The following is a 16,156-nucleotide window of genomic DNA, read 5'->3' as shown; positions in this document are numbered from 1 at the left end:
AAACCTGCACCCCCGATATGGTGAAGCGTGCCTGGATTATCCCTGCGGAATCAGGCTGCCGTCCTCCCCCACGCCCAGGCGGATGGTGGGGGTGAGCAGTCCGGCGGGCAGGGTCATGCCCAGGCCGCGCAGGTCCCCCGGCGTGATGGCCAGCTCGCTGCCGGCGGGCAGCTCTCCCTGGCGGGCCAGCTGGCTGGCCAGCTCCACCATGGGGGCCAGCTGCTCGCGTCCGCCCCCCAGCAGGTCGAACGCCACCGGCAGGCGCAGGTTGGTGTCGTCACCCGAGGTGAGGGTCACGTCCTGCTCGTAGTCGCCGCTGACCGGCTCCACGCCAGGCATGTCCAGGGTCCAGCGGAACCCGGCCATCTCCACGGGCGGCATGCCACCCGGCAGGCCCAGGCCCATGGCCAGGGTCGCCTGCACCGGCAGGCTGCCGGCACCCAGGCTCGACATCGCCAGGGACATGAGGTCGCTGGTGTCGAGGCGGGCGTCCACGGCGTAGGGGCCGATGCGCACCTCCTCCACCCCCAGCGAGGTCACGGCCAGGCGGAAGGCGAAGAGGCCGGTCTGGGGAATCGCCAGGCAGCCGCCGAGCAGGGCAGCCAGGCAGAGCGGGACGAGCAGGCGCCAGCGGCGCCTCAGGCGACGGGAGAGCATCGTGGAATCCTCCGGGACAGCAGCGGTGCTGCATTGCAGCGAGGGGCGTATTTCAGGCCCAGCGGCGCTCCACGTCAAGCCGTCGGGCACCCTCTCTGCCTGCGGCAGAAGCGGAACTGTCGGTGCGCGACGACAGCGCCCGGCCCGTCGTCGATGCCCGGGCCGGGCGCGGCGAGGATGAAAGGGAGGGGAGGTCGGCTCAGCGGCGGCTCCTGCGGGCCTCCCGGGTGCGGCCCAGTTCACGCTTCTTGGCTTTCTCCCGGTCGCTGGCCCCGGCCAGCTGGTCGTAGGGGTTCTCCCCGGACCGGAACTCGAAGCGCATGGGGGTGCCGCGCACCTTGAGCACCTTGCGGAAGGTGTTGGTCAGGTAGCGCTTGTAGGCCTCCGGCAGCGAGCCGGTCTGGTTGCCGTGGACCACGATGATCGGCGGGTTGCTGCCGCCCTGGTGGGCCATGCGCAGCTTGATGCGTCGCCCGCGCACCAGGGGCGGCTGGTGGGCTTCCACGGCGTCCTGGAGGATGGTGGTCAGGCGGTTGGTGGACCAGTGGGCGTTGGCCGAGGCGAAGGCGCGCTCCAGCGACGGGTAGAGGTCCCCCACTCCGGTGCCGTGCAGCGCGGAGATGAAGTGCAGGTCGGCATAGTCGGCGAAGCCCAGGCGGCGCTTGATCTCGGCACGCATCGACTCCTTGGCCTCGTGCTCCAGGCCGTCCCACTTGTTGACCGCCAGCACCAGGGCGCGCCCGCTGGTCAGCACGTAGTCCAGCAGGTGGAGGTCCTGCTCCACCAGGCCGCTGCGGGCATCCAGCACCACGATGGCCACGTGGCACGCCTTGATCGCCTCCAGGGTCTTGATGATCGAGAACTTTTCGGCTATCTCGCGGACGTTCTTGCGGCGCCTGACCCCGGCGGTGTCCACCAGCACGTAGGGCTTGCCGCGTCGCTCGAAGGGGATCTCGATGGCATCGCGGGTGGTGCCCGCCTCGTCGAAGACCACCACCCGCTCCTCGCCGAGCAGGCGGTTGACCAGGGTCGACTTGCCCACATTGGGACGGCCGATCACGCCGATGCGGATCCCCTTGGTGCCGGTGTCCGCGGGGATGCTCTCGTCGCGCGCGGGAAAGGGCTCGAGCACCTCCTCGATCAGCGCGGTGACGTTGCGGCCATGGGCCGCGGCGATGGGGTGCGGGTCGCCGAGCCCCAGCTGCCAGAAGTCGGCCATGGCGCTGTGCTCCTCCAGGCCGTCGACCTTGTTGACCACCAGCCAGGTCTTCTTCTGGTTGACCCGCAGGTGGTTGGCGATGGCCTCGTCGGCGACGTTGAGGCCGGCGCGGGCGTCGACCAGGAAGAGCACGATGTCGGCCTCGTCGATGGCCACCAGCGACTGCTCGGCCATGACCGCGTCGATGCCCGCCTCGTCACCGCTGATGCCGCCGGTGTCGATCACCGTGTAGGCCTTGTCGCCGAGCATGCCGTTGCCGTACTTGCGGTCGCGGGTCAGCCCCGGGAAGTCCGCCACCAGGGCGTCCCGCGAGCGGGTCAGGCGGTTGAAGAGCGTCGACTTGCCGACATTGGGGCGGCCGACCAGGGCGATCACCGGCGTCATGGACGAAGCTCCAGGGCTTCCAGGGTGCCGTCGTTGGCCAGCGCATAGATGCGCCGCCGGTCGGTGAGCGGGCGCACGCCGATCCCCGAGCCGTCGACGCGGGCGCGGCCGACGATCTCGCCCTCGCGGGCATCGATCAGATGCAGGTAGCCCTCGGCGTCGCCCACCACCAGGTGGTCGGTGGCATAGGCTGGCGCGGTGAGCGAGCGTCCCTCGAGGGCCTCGTTGCGCCAGATCTCGTTGCCGGACCCGGCATCCACGGCGATGACGTGGCTGGCCTCGTCGACCACGAACAGGAAGTCCCCTACCAGGATCGGGGTGTGGTAGCTGGAGAGCTCCTGGGCCCACTGCACCTCGCCGGAGGGGGCGTCGAGGGCGGCCAGTCGGCCGTTGTAGCTGGTCACGAAGAGCCGGCCGTCCTGGGTGAGGACCGGCTGGCCCGCCAGGTCGACCAGGCGGTCGATCTCGCTGCGCCCCTCGGGGATGGCGATGCGGCGCTCCCAGAGCGGCTGGCCGCTGCGGTTGTCCAGCGTTACCAGGCGACCGTTGGCGAAGCCGGCGAAGGTGACCGGGTCGATCACCGTGGGGGTGCCGGTGCCGCGCAGGGTCAGCGAGGGACGCGGGCCACTGTAGACCCAGCGTTCGTCGCCGCTCTGGCGGTCCAGGGCAGTGACGCGGCCATCGACGGCCTGGACCACCAGCAGCTGCTGGTTGGCCTGGGGCGCGGCCAGCACCTCGCTGGTGACCCGTGCACGCCACTGAACCTCGCCGTCGTCCTGGTCCAGGGAGAGCACCTCGCCGTTGCGGGTGGCCAGGAAGAGGCTGCCGGCCACGGCGGTCAGGCCGCTGGAGACCGGCGTGTCGAGCTCGACCTCCCAGCGGGTCTCGCCGCTGTCGGCATCCAGTGCCTTTACCAGGCCACGGCCATCGGCGGCGAACAGGGTGTCACCCTCCTGAGCCGGCGCCACCGGGTACCCGGCGTCGCCCAGCCCCTTGCCGACGCGCTCGCGCCACAGGGTCTCCAGCTCGGTGGTGGCGTCAATGGACTGCAGCTCGCGCGGGGCGTACTCGGGCTCGGCCTTGCCGGCGCAGCCGGCCAGCAGGGCCAGGGCGGCGGTGGCGGCAATCAGCAGGGTCGGTCTCATAGGGTGGCCTCCTCGGCGCCGAGGTCGTCCAGCTTGAGCTGGACGCCGTAGAGCGGCTGGTCACGTTCGTCGGCGAGGGTCAGGGCCTCGCGCCAGGCCTCACGGGCCTGGTCGGCCCGCCCCAGGGCATGCTGGACATCGCCGCGTACCTCGGCGCGCTGGGCCGCCAGGGCCTCGGGCACGCCCTCCAGGGTGGTCAGTGCCGTCTCGGCGCTGCCCTCGGCGAGCTGCAGGCGGGCCAGGCGAAGGCGCGCCAGGCCCTCGAGGTAGTCGCGTTCGCTGCCCTCGACCACCGCTTCGAGGGCCGCACGGGCCCGCTCCCGGTCACCCGCTTCGACGGCCAGGCGGGCGTCGAGCAGTCGTGCCAGGTCGGCGTAGAGGGTCTTGCCGTGCTCGTCGGTGATCTCGCCGACCAGCTCGTCGGCACGCTGTCGGGCCTGCTCGTCCATCTCGTCCTGGCCGGTGAGGTCTAGCAGCTGCTGGTAGCGCATGGAGGCGGCCTCGGCCTTGCCCGCCTGATAGTCCTGCCAGGCGTTCCAGCCGAACACGCCGGCCGCGGCGATGACCACGCCGGCGGTCAACGAGGTACCGTTCTCCTTCCACCAGCGCTTGATCGCCTCAAGCTGTTCTTCCTCGGTTCTCAGCTCCGCCACGGGCGGTCTCCTCTGATGCAGGTGTCCGTCAGGCGAAGGATTCGCCTTCCAGCAGGGATGTCAGGGTGTCGGCGAGCCCTGCCTGGGGGAGGCGCTGCTGCTCGCGCTCCTCGCGCAGGAACTTCAGGGTCACGCTGCCCTCGGCCAGCTCGTCCTCGCCGAGCAGCAAGGCCAGGCGGGCGCCGCTGCGGTCGGCCTTCTTGATGCGGCTCTTGAAACTGCCGCCGCCGCAGTGCAGCTGCAGGCGCAGCTCGGGCAGCGCCTCGCGCAGGCGCTCGCCGAGCAGCAGGGCGGCAGCGGTGGCCGCCTCGCCCATGGGCAGCAGGTAGACGTCCAGCTCGTCGCGGGCGGTGTCGGGCACCAGCGCCAGGGTGTCGAGCAGCAGCACCAGCCGTTCGATGCCCATGGCGAAGCCCACCGCCGGGGTCGGCTTGCCGCCGAGCTGCTCCACCAGGCCGTCGTAGCGGCCGCCGGCACACACCGTGCCCTGGCTGCCCAGCGCCGTGGTGGTCCACTCGAAGACGGTGCGGCCGTAGTAGTCCAGGCCGCGCACCAGCCGCGGGTTGATCACGTAGTCGATGCCGGCGGCGTCGAGCAGCGCGCAGAGTTGCTCGAAGTGCGCGCGGGAGGCGTCGTCCAGGTGGTCCATCAGCCTCGGCGCGGCGTCGAGCATCTCGGCCATGTCGGGGTTCTTGGAGTCGAGGATGCGCATCGGGTTGCTGGTCAGGCGCCGGCGAGAGTCCTCGTCGAGCAGGGCATGGTGCTGCTCGAAGTAGGCCACCAGGGTGTCGCGATAGGCGGCACGGGCCTCGGAAGAGCCCAGGGAGTTGAGCTCCAGGCTGACGTGCTCGTAGAGCCCCAGGGCCTTCCACAGTCGGGCCGAGAGCAGGATCGTCTCGGCATCGATGTCCGGCCCCTCGAGGCCGAAGGCCTCCACGCCGACCTGGTGGAACTGGCGGTAGCGGCCCTTCTGGGGGCGCTCGTGGCGGAACATGGGACCCTGGTACCACAGGCGCTGGGTCTGGTTGTGCAGCAGGCCGTGCTCCATGGCGGCGCGCACGCAGCTCGCCGTGCCCTCGGGGCGCAGGGTCAGGCTGTCGCCGTTGCGGTCGTCGAAGGTATACATCTCCTTCTCGACGATGTCGGTGACCTCGCCGATGGAGCGCTTGAACAGTGCTGTCTGCTCGACGATGGGCGTGCGGATCTCGGCGTAGCCATAGCGCCGCATCAGCGCCTGGACCTGGCCCTCGACGTACTGCCAAAGCACCGATTGTTCAGGCAGCAGGTCGTTCATGCCACGGATGGCCTGGATCTTCTTCTTGCTTGCTTCTTTCTGACTCGCTTGGGACGTGCTCAATGCTTGCTCCTTGTCTGCTCGCCGGACGCCATTCGTAGGGTCAGGCGTCCCGGGCGATGACATCCTGTTCGGCCTGCTGCTTCTCGCGGACCTTGTCGCGGATCAGCCGCTCCAGGTCGTCCACCAGGTGGTCGTTACGCAGCTTGCTCGCCGGCTTGCCGTCGATGTAGACGAGGTTGGCGGGGCTGCCGCCGGTGAGGCCGATATCGCTCTCCTTCGCCTCGCCCGGGCCGTTGACCACGCAGCCGATCACCGAGACGTCCAGCGGCGTCATGACGTCCTCCAGGCGCTCCTCGAGGGCGTTCATGGTGGCGATGACGTCGAAGTTCTGGCGCGAGCAACTCGGGCAGGCGATGAAATTGATGCCCTTGCTGCGCAGGCGCAGGCTCTTGAGCATGTCGTAGCCGACCTTGATCTCCTCGACCGGGTCGGCGGCGAGCGACACCCGGATGGTGTCGCCGATGCCGTCCATCAGCAGCATGCCCAGCCCGATGGAGGACTTGACGGTGCCCGAGCGCAGCCCGCCGGCCTCGGTGATACCGAGGTGCAGCGGCTGCTCGATGCGCCCGGCCAGGTCGCGGTAGGCGGCCACGGCCATGAAGACGTCGGAGGCCTTGACGCTGACCTTGAACTCGGGGAAGTCGAGGCGGTCGAGGTGGTCGATATGGCGCATGGCTGACTCGACCAGGGCCGCGGGCGTGGGCTCGCCGTACTTCTTCTGCAGGTCCTTCTCCAGCGAGCCGGCGTTGACGCCGATGCGGATCGGGATGCCGTTGTCGCGGGCGGCCGAGACCACGGCGCGCACGCGCTCTTCCTTGCCGATGTTGCCGGGGTTGATGCGCAGGCAGTCGACGCCGAGTTCGGCGACGCGCAGGGCAATCTTGTAGTCGAAGTGGATGTCGGCGACCAGCGGGACCTCGACCTCGCGCTTGATGCGGCCGAAGGCCTCGGCGGCGTCCATGTCGGGGACCGAGACGCGCACGATGTCGGCGCCGGCGGCCTCGAGCTGGCGGATCTGGGCCACGGTGGCGGCCACGTCCAGGGTGTCGGTGTTGGTCATGCTCTGGACGGAGATGGGGGCATCGCCCCCGACCGGCACCTTGCCGACATGGATCTGGCGTGACTTGCGACGAACGATGGGGGATTGTGCGTGCATGGTGACGGAATCATTCTCCCAGGGTGAAGCGGGCGACGTTGTTGGCCCCGGCGCGCGCCGGGAGGTCCACGGGCTCGCCTTGCCAGACCAGCTCGACGCCGGTGGCGTTGCCCACGGTCAGGCGGAACGGCGGTTCGCCTTCGACGCGTGCCGTGGTGCCGGGTTCCTGGAGCCCGACGAAGACGCGCTCATTGCTGGCGTCGAAGATCTCGGTCCAGGACTGCTCGTTGAAGGTCAGCTCCAGCACCCGCGTATCGCCGGCCGGTGCCTCGGCGGGGCTCTCGGCCTCGGGGGCGGCCTCGGCCACCGCGTCGGGCTCGACCTCGACGGCCGCCTCGCCGTCGCTGGCGGCGGTATCGTCGGGGGCGGTCTCGTCCTCGACGGGCGCCGTCTCGTCGGCGGCGTCATCGTCCGCCGGCGACGGCGGCTCGGCATCGCTCGGCTCGTCCACGGCGGGGGCGTCCTCGACCAGGCCGAGGTCGCTCTCCTCCTCGGGCAGTGGCGGCAGGGACTCGTCGGTGCTCGTGTCGCCCTCGGTGCCGGTGTCGTCCTCGGTGATGGTGGTGCTGCCATCCAGGCTGTCCACCGACACCGGCCCGCTATCGCCGGGCGCGGGCGGCTGGCTGCCGCCGCGGCTCTGCCACCACATCAGCGTCAGGCCGATCAGGCCGGCGATCACCAGCACGGTGACCAGGCGGAACAGCCAGGCGCCGAGGCGCGAGGGCGGCCGGGTGACCTGTACCGGAGTGATGCGGTGCTCGGTCTCCTGGGTGCCGAAGCGTGCCTTGTAGGCCTCGAGCACGGGGCGGTCGTCGATGCCGAGCAGGTGGGCGTAGCTGCGCAGGTAGCCGCGGCGATAGGCAGCCACCGGCACTTCCTCGTAGCTGTCGCCCTCCAGCCCCTGGATCACCGCCGGGCGCAGGTTCAGGGCGGCGGCGACCTCCTCGCGGTCGAGGCCCTGGGCCTCGCGCTCGCGACGCAGCATCTCGCCCGGGGAGGCCTGGCGTGGCGCGGTCTCGGCGGCATCATCGGTGTGAATGTCGCTCATGGCTGAGCATCCTTCGTCAGTAAACGGTGGTCGTGGCCCGGCACGGGATCACTCCAGCTGGTCGGCGTAGAAGCTGGCGGTGGCCGGGTCGCCGCGATCCCGGGCAATGTCGCGGGCCAGGCGCAGGGCCTCGGCCCGCGGGCCGACCAGGCGCATGTAGGTCTCGAGCTGCTGCTCGGCGCGCTCGAGGTTGCCCTGGGCGTACTCGAGTTCGGCCGTCAGCAGGTAGCTGCGTGGACGGCGTGGGGCGATGGCCTGGGCGCGGGCCAGGCTCTCGCGGGCCGCCGTGACGTCGCCCATCTCCAGCCGGCACTGGCCGAGGTTGGCGAACAGTTGCGCCCGGTTGTCGTACTGGGTGTCGCGGGAGGCCTGGTCGAGCTGCTCGCAGGCCTCTTCGAGGCGGCCCCGATCATACAGGAACGCGGCGTAGTTGTTGCGTGCCCGGGTGAAGGAGGGGTCGGCCTCGAGGGCGCGGCGGAAGATCTCGTCGGCGAGCTCGGCCTCGCCCTGGCGCTGATGGACCATGGCCATGGCCTGCAGGGCCTCGGCATCACGGGGATCGATCTCCAGGGCGCGGTCCAGGGCATTCATGGCGCGCGACAGGTTGTCACGCTCGAGGTAGGCGACGCCGAGACGGGTGTAGGCATCGGCGGCCTCGTTGCCGCTGCCCCCGGGCAGGTTGGTCTGGGTGGCGCAACCGGCCAGCCACAGCGAGCCCAGCAGCATGGTGGCGGCGGGTATCTGCCTCAGGCCGGTCATGCGCGGGCGACGAGTCATGGCATCCTCTCCAGGTGGGCACGGAACCGCTGGCCTCGGGTGGCTTGCGACACGCGGGCGACGGTGAAAAAAGGCCCGTCCATCAAAGCGCCGAGCCCAGTTGAAGTCAAGGCGACCCCCCCCGCTCAGTCGGCGTCGATCTGGATGGACTGGATATAGCGCGCGTGGCGCTTGGTGCGATCCTTGACGCGGCCCACCAGCTGGCCGCAGGCGGCATCGATGTCGTCGCCGCGGGTGGTGCGGATCGGCGCGGTGTAGCCCAGCTCATAGAGCCACTGCTGGAAGCGCACCACCTGGTTGCGTGAGGGCTTCTCGTAGCCCGAGTGCGGGAAGGGGTTGAACGGGATCAGGTTGATCTTGCACGGCAGCTCCTCGAGCAGGGCGGCGAGCTGCTCGGCGTGCTCCTGCTGGTCGTTGACGTCCTTGATCACCGTGTACTCGATGGTCACCATCCGCGTGTCGTGGCACTTGGCCAGGTAACGGTGGCAGGCGTCGAGCAGGGTGCGGATGTTGTACTTGCGATTGAGCGGTACCAATTCGTTGCGCAGCTCGTCGTTGGCGGCATGCAGCGAGATGGCCAGGCTCACGTCGAGCTCGTCGCCGAGCCTGTCGAGCATCGGCACCACGCCGGAGGTGGAGAGCGTGACGCGGCGCTTGGAGAGGCCGTAGCCGTCGTCGTCGAGCATCAGCTTCATCGCCGGGACGACGTTGTCGTAGTTGAGCAGCGGCTCGCCCATCCCCATCATCACCACGTTGGTGACGGGGCGGTGGGCTGTGTCGCGGCGCGGCCCCACGCTGCGCTGGGCCACCCACACCTGGCCGATGATCTCGGCGGCGGTGAGGTTGCGCTGGAACCCCTGCTTGCCGGTGGAGCAGAAGCTGCAGTCCAGCGAGCAGCCGACCTGGGAGGAAACGCACAGGGTGCGGCGCTTGCCGTTGTCGGCGGGGATCAGCACCGTCTCCACATAGCTGCCGTCCTCCACCTCGAGCACCCACTTGCGGGTGCCGTCGCTGGAGGTGCCCTCGTAGACCACGCCCGGGCCGCGGATCTCGGCGACCTCGGCCAGGCGCGAGCGCAGCGCCTTGGAGAGGTTGGTCATGGCCGCGAAGTCATCGCAGCCCTCGATGTGGATCCACTTCATCACCTGGGCGGCACGGAACTTCTTCTCGCCGATGGAGAGGAAGAAGGCTTCCAGCTCCTCGCGGGTCATGCCGAGCAGGTTGGTGAGACGGGGAGCAGTGGTGGCGGTCATGGCAGTCAGCGAGTCGTTGGGGCAGGGCGGGGGTGTGGCCACCCCCGCGGGAGAGGCGTGATCAGCCGCGCGGGCAGATCTCGTCCACCTCGAAGAAGTAGGCAATCTCGCGCTCGGCGGATTCCGGGGAGTCGGAGCCATGCACGGCGTTGGCGTCGATGGTCTCGGCGAAGTCGGCACGGATGGTGCCCGGCGCCGCTTCCTTGGGGTTGGTGGCGCCCATCAGGTCACGGTTCCTGGCCACGGCGTCCTCGCCCTCGAGGACCTGCACGACCACCGGCCCGGAGGTCATGAAGCCGACCAGGTCCTTGAAGAAGGGGCGCTCCTTGTGCTCGGCATAGAAGCCACCGGCCTTCTCCTCGGAGAGCTGGAGCATCTTGGCGGCCACGATCTTCAGGCCGGCCTTCTCGAAGCGGCTCTCGATCTCGCCGATCACGTTCTGGGCGACGGCATCGGGCTTGATGATGGACAGGGTGCGCTGGTTGGCCATGGGGGCATGTCTCCGGTTGGCTGGATGATGTGGAGATGGATAGCGCCGCGCCGCCCCTGGCTCCGCGGGGGAGAGGGCGGCGCGGCGACTCGTGTGAATCGGACCGGCGTTTCGGCGGACCGGTAGTTCGGCAGCGTGCGCCGACTGGGCGGGGAGTATAACGCTCCGGGACGGCGTTGAACAATCGTTCAGACGCTGAAGCTCTCGCCGCAGCCGCACTGGTCCTTGACGTTGGGGTTGTTGAAGCGGAAGAAGCGGTTGAGCCCCTCGGAGACATAGTCGACCTCGCTGCCATCGAGCATCTCCAGGGCCTCGGGGGCGACGAAGACCATCACGCCGTGCTCCTCGAAGGTCACGTCGTCATTGGCCGCCTCGTCGGCGAAGTCGAGTACGTAGCTGTAGCCGGAGCAGCCGCTGGGCTTGACCGAGACCCGCAGGCCAAGGCCGTGGCCTCGCTCATCGAGCACCCGATGGATCTGCTCGGCGGCGGCAGTGGTGATCGAAAGGTGCGCCATGGTCTCTCTCCTGAACGTGGTAGGGTCAGACCGCCCGGCGACGTAGCCCGTCCAGGGCGTGTCGCAGGGCGTCCAGTGTGCGGTTGATGTCGGCCTCGGTGGTGAAGCGGCCGAAGCTGAAGCGCAGTGAGGCCAGTGCCAGGGGGCGTTGCAGGCCGATGCCCTTCAGTACATAGGAGGGCTCGACGCTCGCCGAGTTGCAGGCCGAGCCGGTAGAGAGCGCGATGTCGCGCAGCGCCATCAGCAGTGACTCGCCCTCCACCCCCGCGAAGGCCAGGTTGAGGATGTTGGGGACCGCCACCTCGACCGTGGTGTTGTGGTGGATGCCGTTGATATCGGCAAGGCCCTCGAGCAGGCGGTCACGCAGCGCGGAGATGCGGGCCTGGTCGGCCTCGCCCTCGGCGGCGGCGATGGCGAAGGCCTCGCCCATGCCGGCGATCTGGTGGGTGGCCAGGGTACCCGAGCGCATGCCGCGCTCGTGGCCGCCACCATGGATCAGCGCTTCCAGACGGAGGTCGGGGCTGCGCCGCACGTAGAGGGCGCCGATGCCCTTGGGGCCGTAGGCCTTGTGCCCGGAGAGCGACATCAGGTCGATGCCGAGCCGGCCGACGTCCAGCGGGATGCGGCCCACCGCCTGGGCGGCATCCACATGGAAGGTGGCGCCGAAGGCATGGGCCACCTCGGCCAGTGCCGCCAGGTCGTGGATGACGCCCAGTTCGTTGTTCACGGCCATCAGCGAGACCAGCACGGTGTCGTCCCGCATGGCCTCGCGCAGCTGTGCCGGGCTGATGCGCCCGTCGCGGGCCGGCGTCAGCCAGGTCACCTCGAAACCCTCTTCCTCCAACGCCAAGGCGGTATCGACCACCGCCTTGTGCTCGATGATGGAGGTCACCAGGTGGCGCCCACGGGCCCGGTTGGCGCGCATGAAGCCGGTCAGTGCCAGGTTGTCGGCCTCGGTGGCGCCGCTGGTCCAGACGATCTCGCGGGGGTCGGCCGCGATGAGGTCGGCGACCTGGCGGCGGGCGCTCTCCACGGCCTGCTCCGCCTGCCAGCCGAGCATGTGGCTGCGCGAGGCGGGGTTGGCGAAGATGCCGTCGAGGGTCAGGTAGTGGCTCATGACCTCCGCGACCCGCGGGTCGACCGGGGTGGTGGCGGCATAATCGAGGTAGACGGGTGCGCTCATGGGCTCGCTGTTCTGGTTGTCGAATCGGGGCGGTGGAGATGGGGGCTTCGGGAGCGGATGTCGGGGACGTCGAGTCAGCTGGTGGAGGCCAGGATGCCGTCGTCCCACCGGCCGCGCTGGCGGCTGGCGATGGCCTGGATCTCCCCGCGTCCGGCCAGTTGGGCCAGGGTGACCTCCTGGAGGAAGTCGTGGATATGCTCGGAGAGCTCGCACCAAAGGTGGTGGGTCAGGCAGGTGTCGCCCTGCTGGCAGTCCGAGAGGCCGCCACAGCGAGTGGTATCCACGGATTCGTTCACCGCTTGGATGACCTGGGCCACGGTGATGCCTTCCGCGGCCTGGGCCAGCAGGTAGCCGCCGCCCGGGCCACGTACGCTGTCCACCAGCCGGGCACGTCGCAACCGCGCGAACAGCTGCTCCAGGTAGGAGAGCGAGATCTCCTGGCGCTTCGAGATGTCGGCGAGGCTGATGGGGCCGGTGTCGGCATTCATGGCCAGGTCGAGCATGGCGGTGACGGCATAGCGTCCCTTGGTGGTCAGGCGCATGAGGAACTCACCTCGGCACCGACACGCGGGTCGGCAGTCAATGAACGTGATCGGCCATTATGGTAAAGACCGAGTATCGTGGTCAACCATTTCGCCGTCGAGGGGCCGCGTTGGCCTCCCGCTCGCCCGGTGGCGTGCCCTCCGCGCCCCGCTCTCCCTGCTCTTCCCGGGGCGGGCAGCAGCTGTCGACGTCGGCGAGGATGTCGGCGAAGTCCTCGTCGCGCAGCTCCGGCAGGCGGCCGTCGCGGTAGCTGGCGTCGACCTTGCGCAGGGTGGTGCACATGCGCTCGATGCGCTCGTCCACGGCGTGCATGTGGTCGAGCATCGCCTGGATGGAGCGGGCCACCGGATCGGGCATGTCCTGGCTGACGCCGTAGGCGTCGAATCCGAACTTGCGGCGCATCGCCTCGCGCCGTGCGGGATCCACTTCCAGCTCCTCGCCCTGGTCTGGGTCGACGCGGTGCACGACCTTGCCGGGGATGCCGACCACGGTGGCGCCGGCGGGCACCTCCTTGGTGACCACGGCGTTGGAGCCGATCTTGGCCCCGGTGCCCACGCTGAAGGGGCCCAGTATCTTGGCCCCGGCGCCGACGATCACGCCGTCCTCCAGGGTCGGGTGGCGCTTGCCCTTGTTCCAGCTGGTCCCGCCCAGGGTCACGCCCTGGTAGAGGGTGACGTCGTCGCCCACTTCGGCGGTCTCGCCGATCACCACGCCCATGCCGTGGTCGATGAAGAAGCGCCGGCCGATGGTCGCCCCCGGGTGGATCTCCACGCCGGTGAGCCAGCGCGAGAAGGTGGAGAGGGTGCGCGCCAGCCACTTGAGGTTCTTCCGCCACAGCCAGTGGCTGAGGCGGTGGATGAGCAGGGCATGCAGGCCCGGGTAGTTGGTCAGCACTTCCAGGAAGTTGCGTGCCGCCGGGTCGCGGGCGAATACGCTGTTGATGTCCTCGCGCAGACGTTCAAGCATGCAGCGGTCCTTGGGTGGCGGGGCGATGGGGGATGGCCTTCATAGTGGGGGCGCGGCGAGCCGGCTTCAAGCCGCGTCCGCCATCTAGTCTCGGCGCTCGGCCTGCTGCTCGGTGGCGGTGAGAATGCCGCGCAGGATGTTGAGCTCCATGCGCTCGGGGCGGGCTCGCAGGGTGAAGCGGCGCAGCCGGGCCATCAGCTGTCGCGGGGTGGCCGGGTCGTGGAAGCCGATGGTGACCAGGGTGCGCTCCAGGTGCTCGAAGTAGCGCTCGAGTTCCTCGTGGCTGGCCAGCGGCTGGGGCGGTGCCGCTTCGGCCGGGGTGCTGGCCTCCTGCTGACCCAGCCAGGCCTGTCGGCACTCGTAGGCCAGCACCTGGACCGCGGCGGCCAGGTTCAGGGAGCTGAAGTCGGGGTTGGTGGGGATATTCACATGGGCATGGCAGCGCTGCAGCTCCGCGTTGGTCAGGCCGCTGTCCTCGCGGCCGAAGACCAGGGCGACGCGCGCCTCGGGGCTGGCCAGCTCCGCCGGGAGCCGGGCGCCGAGCGCGCGGGGGGTGATCATCGGCCAGGGCAGGGTCCGCGAGCGGGCGCTGGCTCCGACGACCAGGGTGGCGTCGCCCACCGCCTGCTCCAGGGTCTCCACCGTTCGGGCGCCGTGGACGATATGGTCCGCTCCCGAGGCGCGGGAGACGGTGTCGGCGGTGAGCGGCTCGCAGCGCGGCGCCACCAGGGCAAGGTCGGCCAGGCCCATGTTGTGCATGGCGCGGGCAGTGCCGCCGATGTTGCCGGGATGGCTGGTGCCGATCAGGACGATGCGGATGCGCTCGAGCATGGTGGGGCCTGTAGATCCTGGGTGGAGGCGAAGGCGAGCGATTCTACCACGCCGGCCCGGTGCGTCGAATGGCGCGCCCGGTGCGCTTCTGCTAGGATGCGCGCCGACCCGTTCTTTAACACCACTGACTCCCCAAGGCCCGATCATGCATCCGATGGTCCAATTCGCGCTGCGTGCGGCACGCAGCGCCGGCGAACAGTTCCTGCGCATCCGCGAGCGAATCGAGAACTCCCACCAGGAGCACAACCTCGACCGCCTTCTCGAGGATGCCGCCCGCAATGCCGAGACGCTGATCATCCGTCAGCTCTCCCGCGGCTACCCCCAGCATGGCGTCGAAGGACGCTTCACGCCTCACCGCGCCGGTGAGGGCGAGGGTGCCGACACCCTGTGGAAGATCGAACCCTTCCACGGCTACTCCAATCTCAGTGTCGCTTCCCCCGGCTTCGCGCTGTCGGTGGTCTGTCTCGTCAAGGGTCGCCCGGAGCATGCGGTGGTGATCTGTCCCTTCAGCGACGACGAATACCTGGCCAGTCGCGGGCGCGGCGCCCAGCTCAACGGCAAGCGCCTGCGCGTGTCGAAGAACACCGCCGTGGCCGGCACCCGTATCGCCATGAGCCTGCCCGAGACCTGGCTGCGCTCACGCTTCCTGCCCACCTACCTGACCCTGGTGCAGCAGCTCGCCCCGCAGATCGAACTGCAGCGTGCCTCGGGCAGCGGCCTGCTCGACATCGCCGAGCTGGCGGCGGGCCGTGCGGATGCCGCCTTCGTGCTGGGCCTGGAGGAGCAGGACCTGCACGTCGGCTCGCTGCTGCTCAAGGAGAGCGGCGCCCTGATGGGCACGCCCGACGGCCAGCCCAGTGTCGAGATCGAGGGGCGCCTGATGGCCGCCGGACCGCGCCTCTACAAGGCCCTGGTGCAGCAGCTCAAGCCGCATTTCTGAGCGCCGAGCCACAAGCGCCAAGCTAAAAGGAAAACCCCCGTCGGTATCACCGGCGGGGGTTTTCTGTTTCGACCTCGGCGAAGAGGTGGGCGTGCCGCTTGGCGCTGTCAGGGCAGCTCCTCGGCCTCGGGGTCTTCCTTCCTCGCCGGGATCAGGTCCTCGCGATCCAGCTTCACCGCCAGCAGCAGGGCGGCCGCCACGTAGATGGAGGAGAAGGTCCCCACCAGCACGCCGGCGATGAGGGCAATGGAGAAGAAGTGGATCATGTCGCCCCCCAGCAGCAGCAGCGCCAATAGCACCAGCAGGGTGGTGCCGGAGGTCGCCAGGGTGCGCGACAGGGTCATGTTGATCGCCTCGTTGAAGATCGTCGGCATGTCATCGATGCGTGACTTGCGGATGGTCTCGCGGATGCGGTCGTAGACCACGATGGTGTCGTTGAGCGAGTAGCCGATCACCGCCAGCAGGGCAGCGAGCACGGTGAGGTCGAACTCGAACTGGAACAGCGAGAAGATGCCGACGACGATGATCACGTCGTGCAGCAGCGCCAGCAGGGCGCCAATGGCGAACTTGTACTGGAAGCGGAAGGCCACGTAGAGCATCACGATGCCCAGCGCCACCAGCAGGCCCATGCCGCTCTGGTCCCGCAGCTGGTCGCCCACCTGGGCGCCGACGAACTCGGCACGCACCAGCTCCACCTCGTCCCCGGCGTCGCGCAGCAGGTTCACCACCTGCTCGCCGACATCGGGGTCGAAGGCCTGCTGCAGGCGGATCAGCACCTCGGTGGAGGCACCGAAGGTCTGCACCGAGACGTCACGGAATTCGGCGGCTTCCAGGATCTGGCGAACGGCGTCCAGGGAGGGGGCCACCGCGTAGCGGACCTCGACCAGGGTGCCGCCGGTGAAGTCCAGCCCCAGGTTGAGCTGCTGGAACAGCAGCGAGGCGACCGACACCAGCAGCATCAGGCCCGAGATCGCGAAGGCGATCCCGCGCTTGCCCATGAAGTCGAGCTGTCGATTGACGAGGGATTTCATTGCTACCT

At 69.4% G+C, this 16,156-nt stretch carries 17 protein-coding genes; 1 reads left to right on the top strand and 16 read right to left on the bottom strand.

The window, feature by feature from the left end:
- Positions 1 to 36 precede the first annotated feature (36 nt).
- The 15 genes from QLQ86_RS16565 to trmJ all read right to left on the bottom strand — a co-directional run bounded on the left by QLQ86_RS16565 (position 37) and on the right by trmJ (position 14,177).
- Positions 37 to 657: a hypothetical protein gene (locus QLQ86_RS16565; protein WP_282817697.1), complete on the bottom strand. Its 621-nt coding sequence runs from the start codon at positions 655 to 657 to the stop codon at positions 37 to 39.
- Positions 658 to 856: 199 nt separating this feature from the next.
- Positions 857 to 2,260, bottom strand: coding sequence for a ribosome biogenesis GTPase Der (gene der, locus QLQ86_RS16560; RefSeq protein ID WP_282817696.1), 1,404 nt, complete (start codon positions 2,258 to 2,260; stop codon positions 857 to 859).
- Positions 2,257 to 3,405, bottom strand: a complete 1,149-nt coding sequence (bamB, locus tag QLQ86_RS16555) for an outer membrane protein assembly factor BamB (protein WP_282817695.1) — start codon at positions 3,403 to 3,405, stop codon at positions 2,257 to 2,259. The genes der and bamB overlap by 4 nt, the downstream gene beginning before the upstream one ends.
- Positions 3,402 to 4,058, bottom strand: a complete 657-nt coding sequence (locus QLQ86_RS16550; RefSeq protein WP_282817694.1) for a YfgM family protein — start codon at positions 4,056 to 4,058, stop codon at positions 3,402 to 3,404. Before QLQ86_RS16550 ends, bamB begins: the two co-directional genes overlap by 4 nt.
- A gap of 28 nt (positions 4,059 to 4,086) precedes the next feature.
- The gene (gene hisS, locus QLQ86_RS16545; protein ID WP_282817693.1) at positions 4,087 to 5,415 is read right to left on the bottom strand and encodes a histidine--tRNA ligase; all 1,329 of its coding nucleotides are present in this window, start codon (positions 5,413 to 5,415) and stop codon (positions 4,087 to 4,089) included.
- A 40-nt stretch (positions 5,416 to 5,455) separates the two neighbouring features.
- The gene (ispG, locus tag QLQ86_RS16540) at positions 5,456 to 6,571 is read right to left on the bottom strand and encodes a flavodoxin-dependent (E)-4-hydroxy-3-methylbut-2-enyl-diphosphate synthase (protein WP_282817692.1); all 1,116 of its coding nucleotides are present in this window, start codon (positions 6,569 to 6,571) and stop codon (positions 5,456 to 5,458) included.
- A 10-nt stretch (positions 6,572 to 6,581) separates the two neighbouring features.
- Positions 6,582 to 7,619: a RodZ domain-containing protein gene (locus QLQ86_RS16535; protein WP_282817691.1), complete on the bottom strand. Its 1,038-nt coding sequence runs from the start codon at positions 7,617 to 7,619 to the stop codon at positions 6,582 to 6,584.
- A gap of 48 nt (positions 7,620 to 7,667) precedes the next feature.
- Positions 7,668 to 8,396, bottom strand: a complete 729-nt coding sequence (pilW, locus tag QLQ86_RS16530; protein WP_282817690.1) for a type IV pilus biogenesis/stability protein PilW — start codon at positions 8,394 to 8,396, stop codon at positions 7,668 to 7,670.
- Between the two features lie 125 nt (positions 8,397 to 8,521).
- The gene (gene rlmN / locus QLQ86_RS16525) at positions 8,522 to 9,649 is read right to left on the bottom strand and encodes a 23S rRNA (adenine(2503)-C(2))-methyltransferase RlmN (RefSeq protein ID WP_282736410.1); all 1,128 of its coding nucleotides are present in this window, start codon (positions 9,647 to 9,649) and stop codon (positions 8,522 to 8,524) included.
- A gap of 61 nt (positions 9,650 to 9,710) precedes the next feature.
- Positions 9,711 to 10,139 (bottom strand): nucleoside-diphosphate kinase, encoded by a 429-nt coding sequence (gene ndk / locus QLQ86_RS16520; protein ID WP_282736411.1) that lies wholly within the window; start codon positions 10,137 to 10,139, stop codon positions 9,711 to 9,713.
- 188 nt (positions 10,140 to 10,327) lie between these two features.
- Positions 10,328 to 10,654 (bottom strand): HesB/IscA family protein, encoded by a 327-nt coding sequence (locus tag QLQ86_RS16515; protein ID WP_282736412.1) that lies wholly within the window; start codon positions 10,652 to 10,654, stop codon positions 10,328 to 10,330.
- Positions 10,655 to 10,679: 25 nt separating this feature from the next.
- Complete coding sequence (locus QLQ86_RS16510) at positions 10,680 to 11,837, bottom strand: IscS subfamily cysteine desulfurase (RefSeq protein ID WP_282817689.1); 1,158 nt, start codon at positions 11,835 to 11,837, stop codon at positions 10,680 to 10,682.
- A 74-nt stretch (positions 11,838 to 11,911) separates the two neighbouring features.
- The gene (gene iscR, locus QLQ86_RS16505; protein WP_282817688.1) at positions 11,912 to 12,379 is read right to left on the bottom strand and encodes a Fe-S cluster assembly transcriptional regulator IscR; all 468 of its coding nucleotides are present in this window, start codon (positions 12,377 to 12,379) and stop codon (positions 11,912 to 11,914) included.
- Positions 12,380 to 12,461: 82 nt separating this feature from the next.
- Positions 12,462 to 13,346 carry a serine O-acetyltransferase gene (gene cysE, locus QLQ86_RS16500; RefSeq protein WP_282817687.1) on the bottom strand — a complete coding sequence of 295 codons (885 nt, stop codon included), beginning with the start codon at positions 13,344 to 13,346 and terminating at the stop codon, positions 12,462 to 12,464.
- Positions 13,347 to 13,430: 84 nt separating this feature from the next.
- Positions 13,431 to 14,177 carry a tRNA (cytosine(32)/uridine(32)-2'-O)-methyltransferase TrmJ gene (gene trmJ, locus QLQ86_RS16495; protein ID WP_282736416.1) on the bottom strand — a complete coding sequence of 249 codons (747 nt, stop codon included), beginning with the start codon at positions 14,175 to 14,177 and terminating at the stop codon, positions 13,431 to 13,433.
- A 145-nt stretch (positions 14,178 to 14,322) separates the two neighbouring features.
- Here trmJ and QLQ86_RS16490 point away from each other — a divergent pair, with 145 nt between their 5' ends.
- Positions 14,323 to 15,117, top strand: a complete 795-nt coding sequence (locus QLQ86_RS16490; RefSeq protein WP_282817686.1) for an inositol monophosphatase family protein — start codon at positions 14,323 to 14,325, stop codon at positions 15,115 to 15,117.
- A gap of 107 nt (positions 15,118 to 15,224) precedes the next feature.
- Here the strand turns inward: QLQ86_RS16490 and secF are convergent, their stop codons facing one another.
- The gene (gene secF, locus QLQ86_RS16485) at positions 15,225 to 16,148 is read right to left on the bottom strand and encodes a protein translocase subunit SecF (protein ID WP_282817685.1); all 924 of its coding nucleotides are present in this window, start codon (positions 16,146 to 16,148) and stop codon (positions 15,225 to 15,227) included.
- Positions 16,149 to 16,156: the final 8 nt, after the last annotated feature.

The sequence above is a fragment of the Halomonas rhizosphaerae genome (genome assembly GCF_030012485.1).
Lineage (GTDB): Bacteria > Pseudomonadota > Gammaproteobacteria > Pseudomonadales > Halomonadaceae > Halomonas > Halomonas rhizosphaerae.
This window is presented reverse-complemented; position numbering and strand designations above follow the sequence as displayed.

Bases quoted from the DNA above. Each gene is read 5' to 3' on its own strand.
- QLQ86_RS16565 (WP_282817697.1), bottom strand. From the start codon at position 657: ATGCTCTCCCGTCGCCTGAGGCGCCGCTGGCGCCTGCTCGTCCCGCTC.
- der (WP_282817696.1), bottom strand. From the start codon at position 2,260: ATGACGCCGGTGATCGCCCTGGTCGGCCGCCCCAATGTCGGCAAGTCG.
- bamB (WP_282817695.1), bottom strand. From the start codon at position 3,405: ATGAGACCGACCCTGCTGATTGCCGCCACCGCCGCCCTGGCCCTGCTG.
- ispG (WP_282817692.1), bottom strand. From the start codon at position 6,571: ATGCACGCACAATCCCCCATCGTTCGTCGCAAGTCACGCCAGATCCAT.
- QLQ86_RS16535 (WP_282817691.1), bottom strand. From the start codon at position 7,619: ATGAGCGACATTCACACCGATGATGCCGCCGAGACCGCGCCACGCCAG.
- pilW (WP_282817690.1), bottom strand. From the start codon at position 8,396: ATGACTCGTCGCCCGCGCATGACCGGCCTGAGGCAGATACCCGCCGCC.
- rlmN (WP_282736410.1), bottom strand. From the start codon at position 9,649: ATGACCGCCACCACTGCTCCCCGTCTCACCAACCTGCTCGGCATGACC.
- ndk (WP_282736411.1), bottom strand. From the start codon at position 10,139: ATGGCCAACCAGCGCACCCTGTCCATCATCAAGCCCGATGCCGTCGCC.
- QLQ86_RS16515 (WP_282736412.1), bottom strand. From the start codon at position 10,654: ATGGCGCACCTTTCGATCACCACTGCCGCCGCCGAGCAGATCCATCGG.
- QLQ86_RS16510 (WP_282817689.1), bottom strand. From the start codon at position 11,837: ATGAGCGCACCCGTCTACCTCGATTATGCCGCCACCACCCCGGTCGAC.
- iscR (WP_282817688.1), bottom strand. From the start codon at position 12,379: ATGCGCCTGACCACCAAGGGACGCTATGCCGTCACCGCCATGCTCGAC.
- cysE (WP_282817687.1), bottom strand. From the start codon at position 13,346: ATGCTTGAACGTCTGCGCGAGGACATCAACAGCGTATTCGCCCGCGAC.
- trmJ (WP_282736416.1), bottom strand. From the start codon at position 14,177: ATGCTCGAGCGCATCCGCATCGTCCTGATCGGCACCAGCCATCCCGGC.
- QLQ86_RS16490 (WP_282817686.1), top strand. From the start codon at position 14,323: ATGCATCCGATGGTCCAATTCGCGCTGCGTGCGGCACGCAGCGCCGGC.
- secF (WP_282817685.1), bottom strand. From the start codon at position 16,148: ATGAAATCCCTCGTCAATCGACAGCTCGACTTCATGGGCAAGCGCGGG.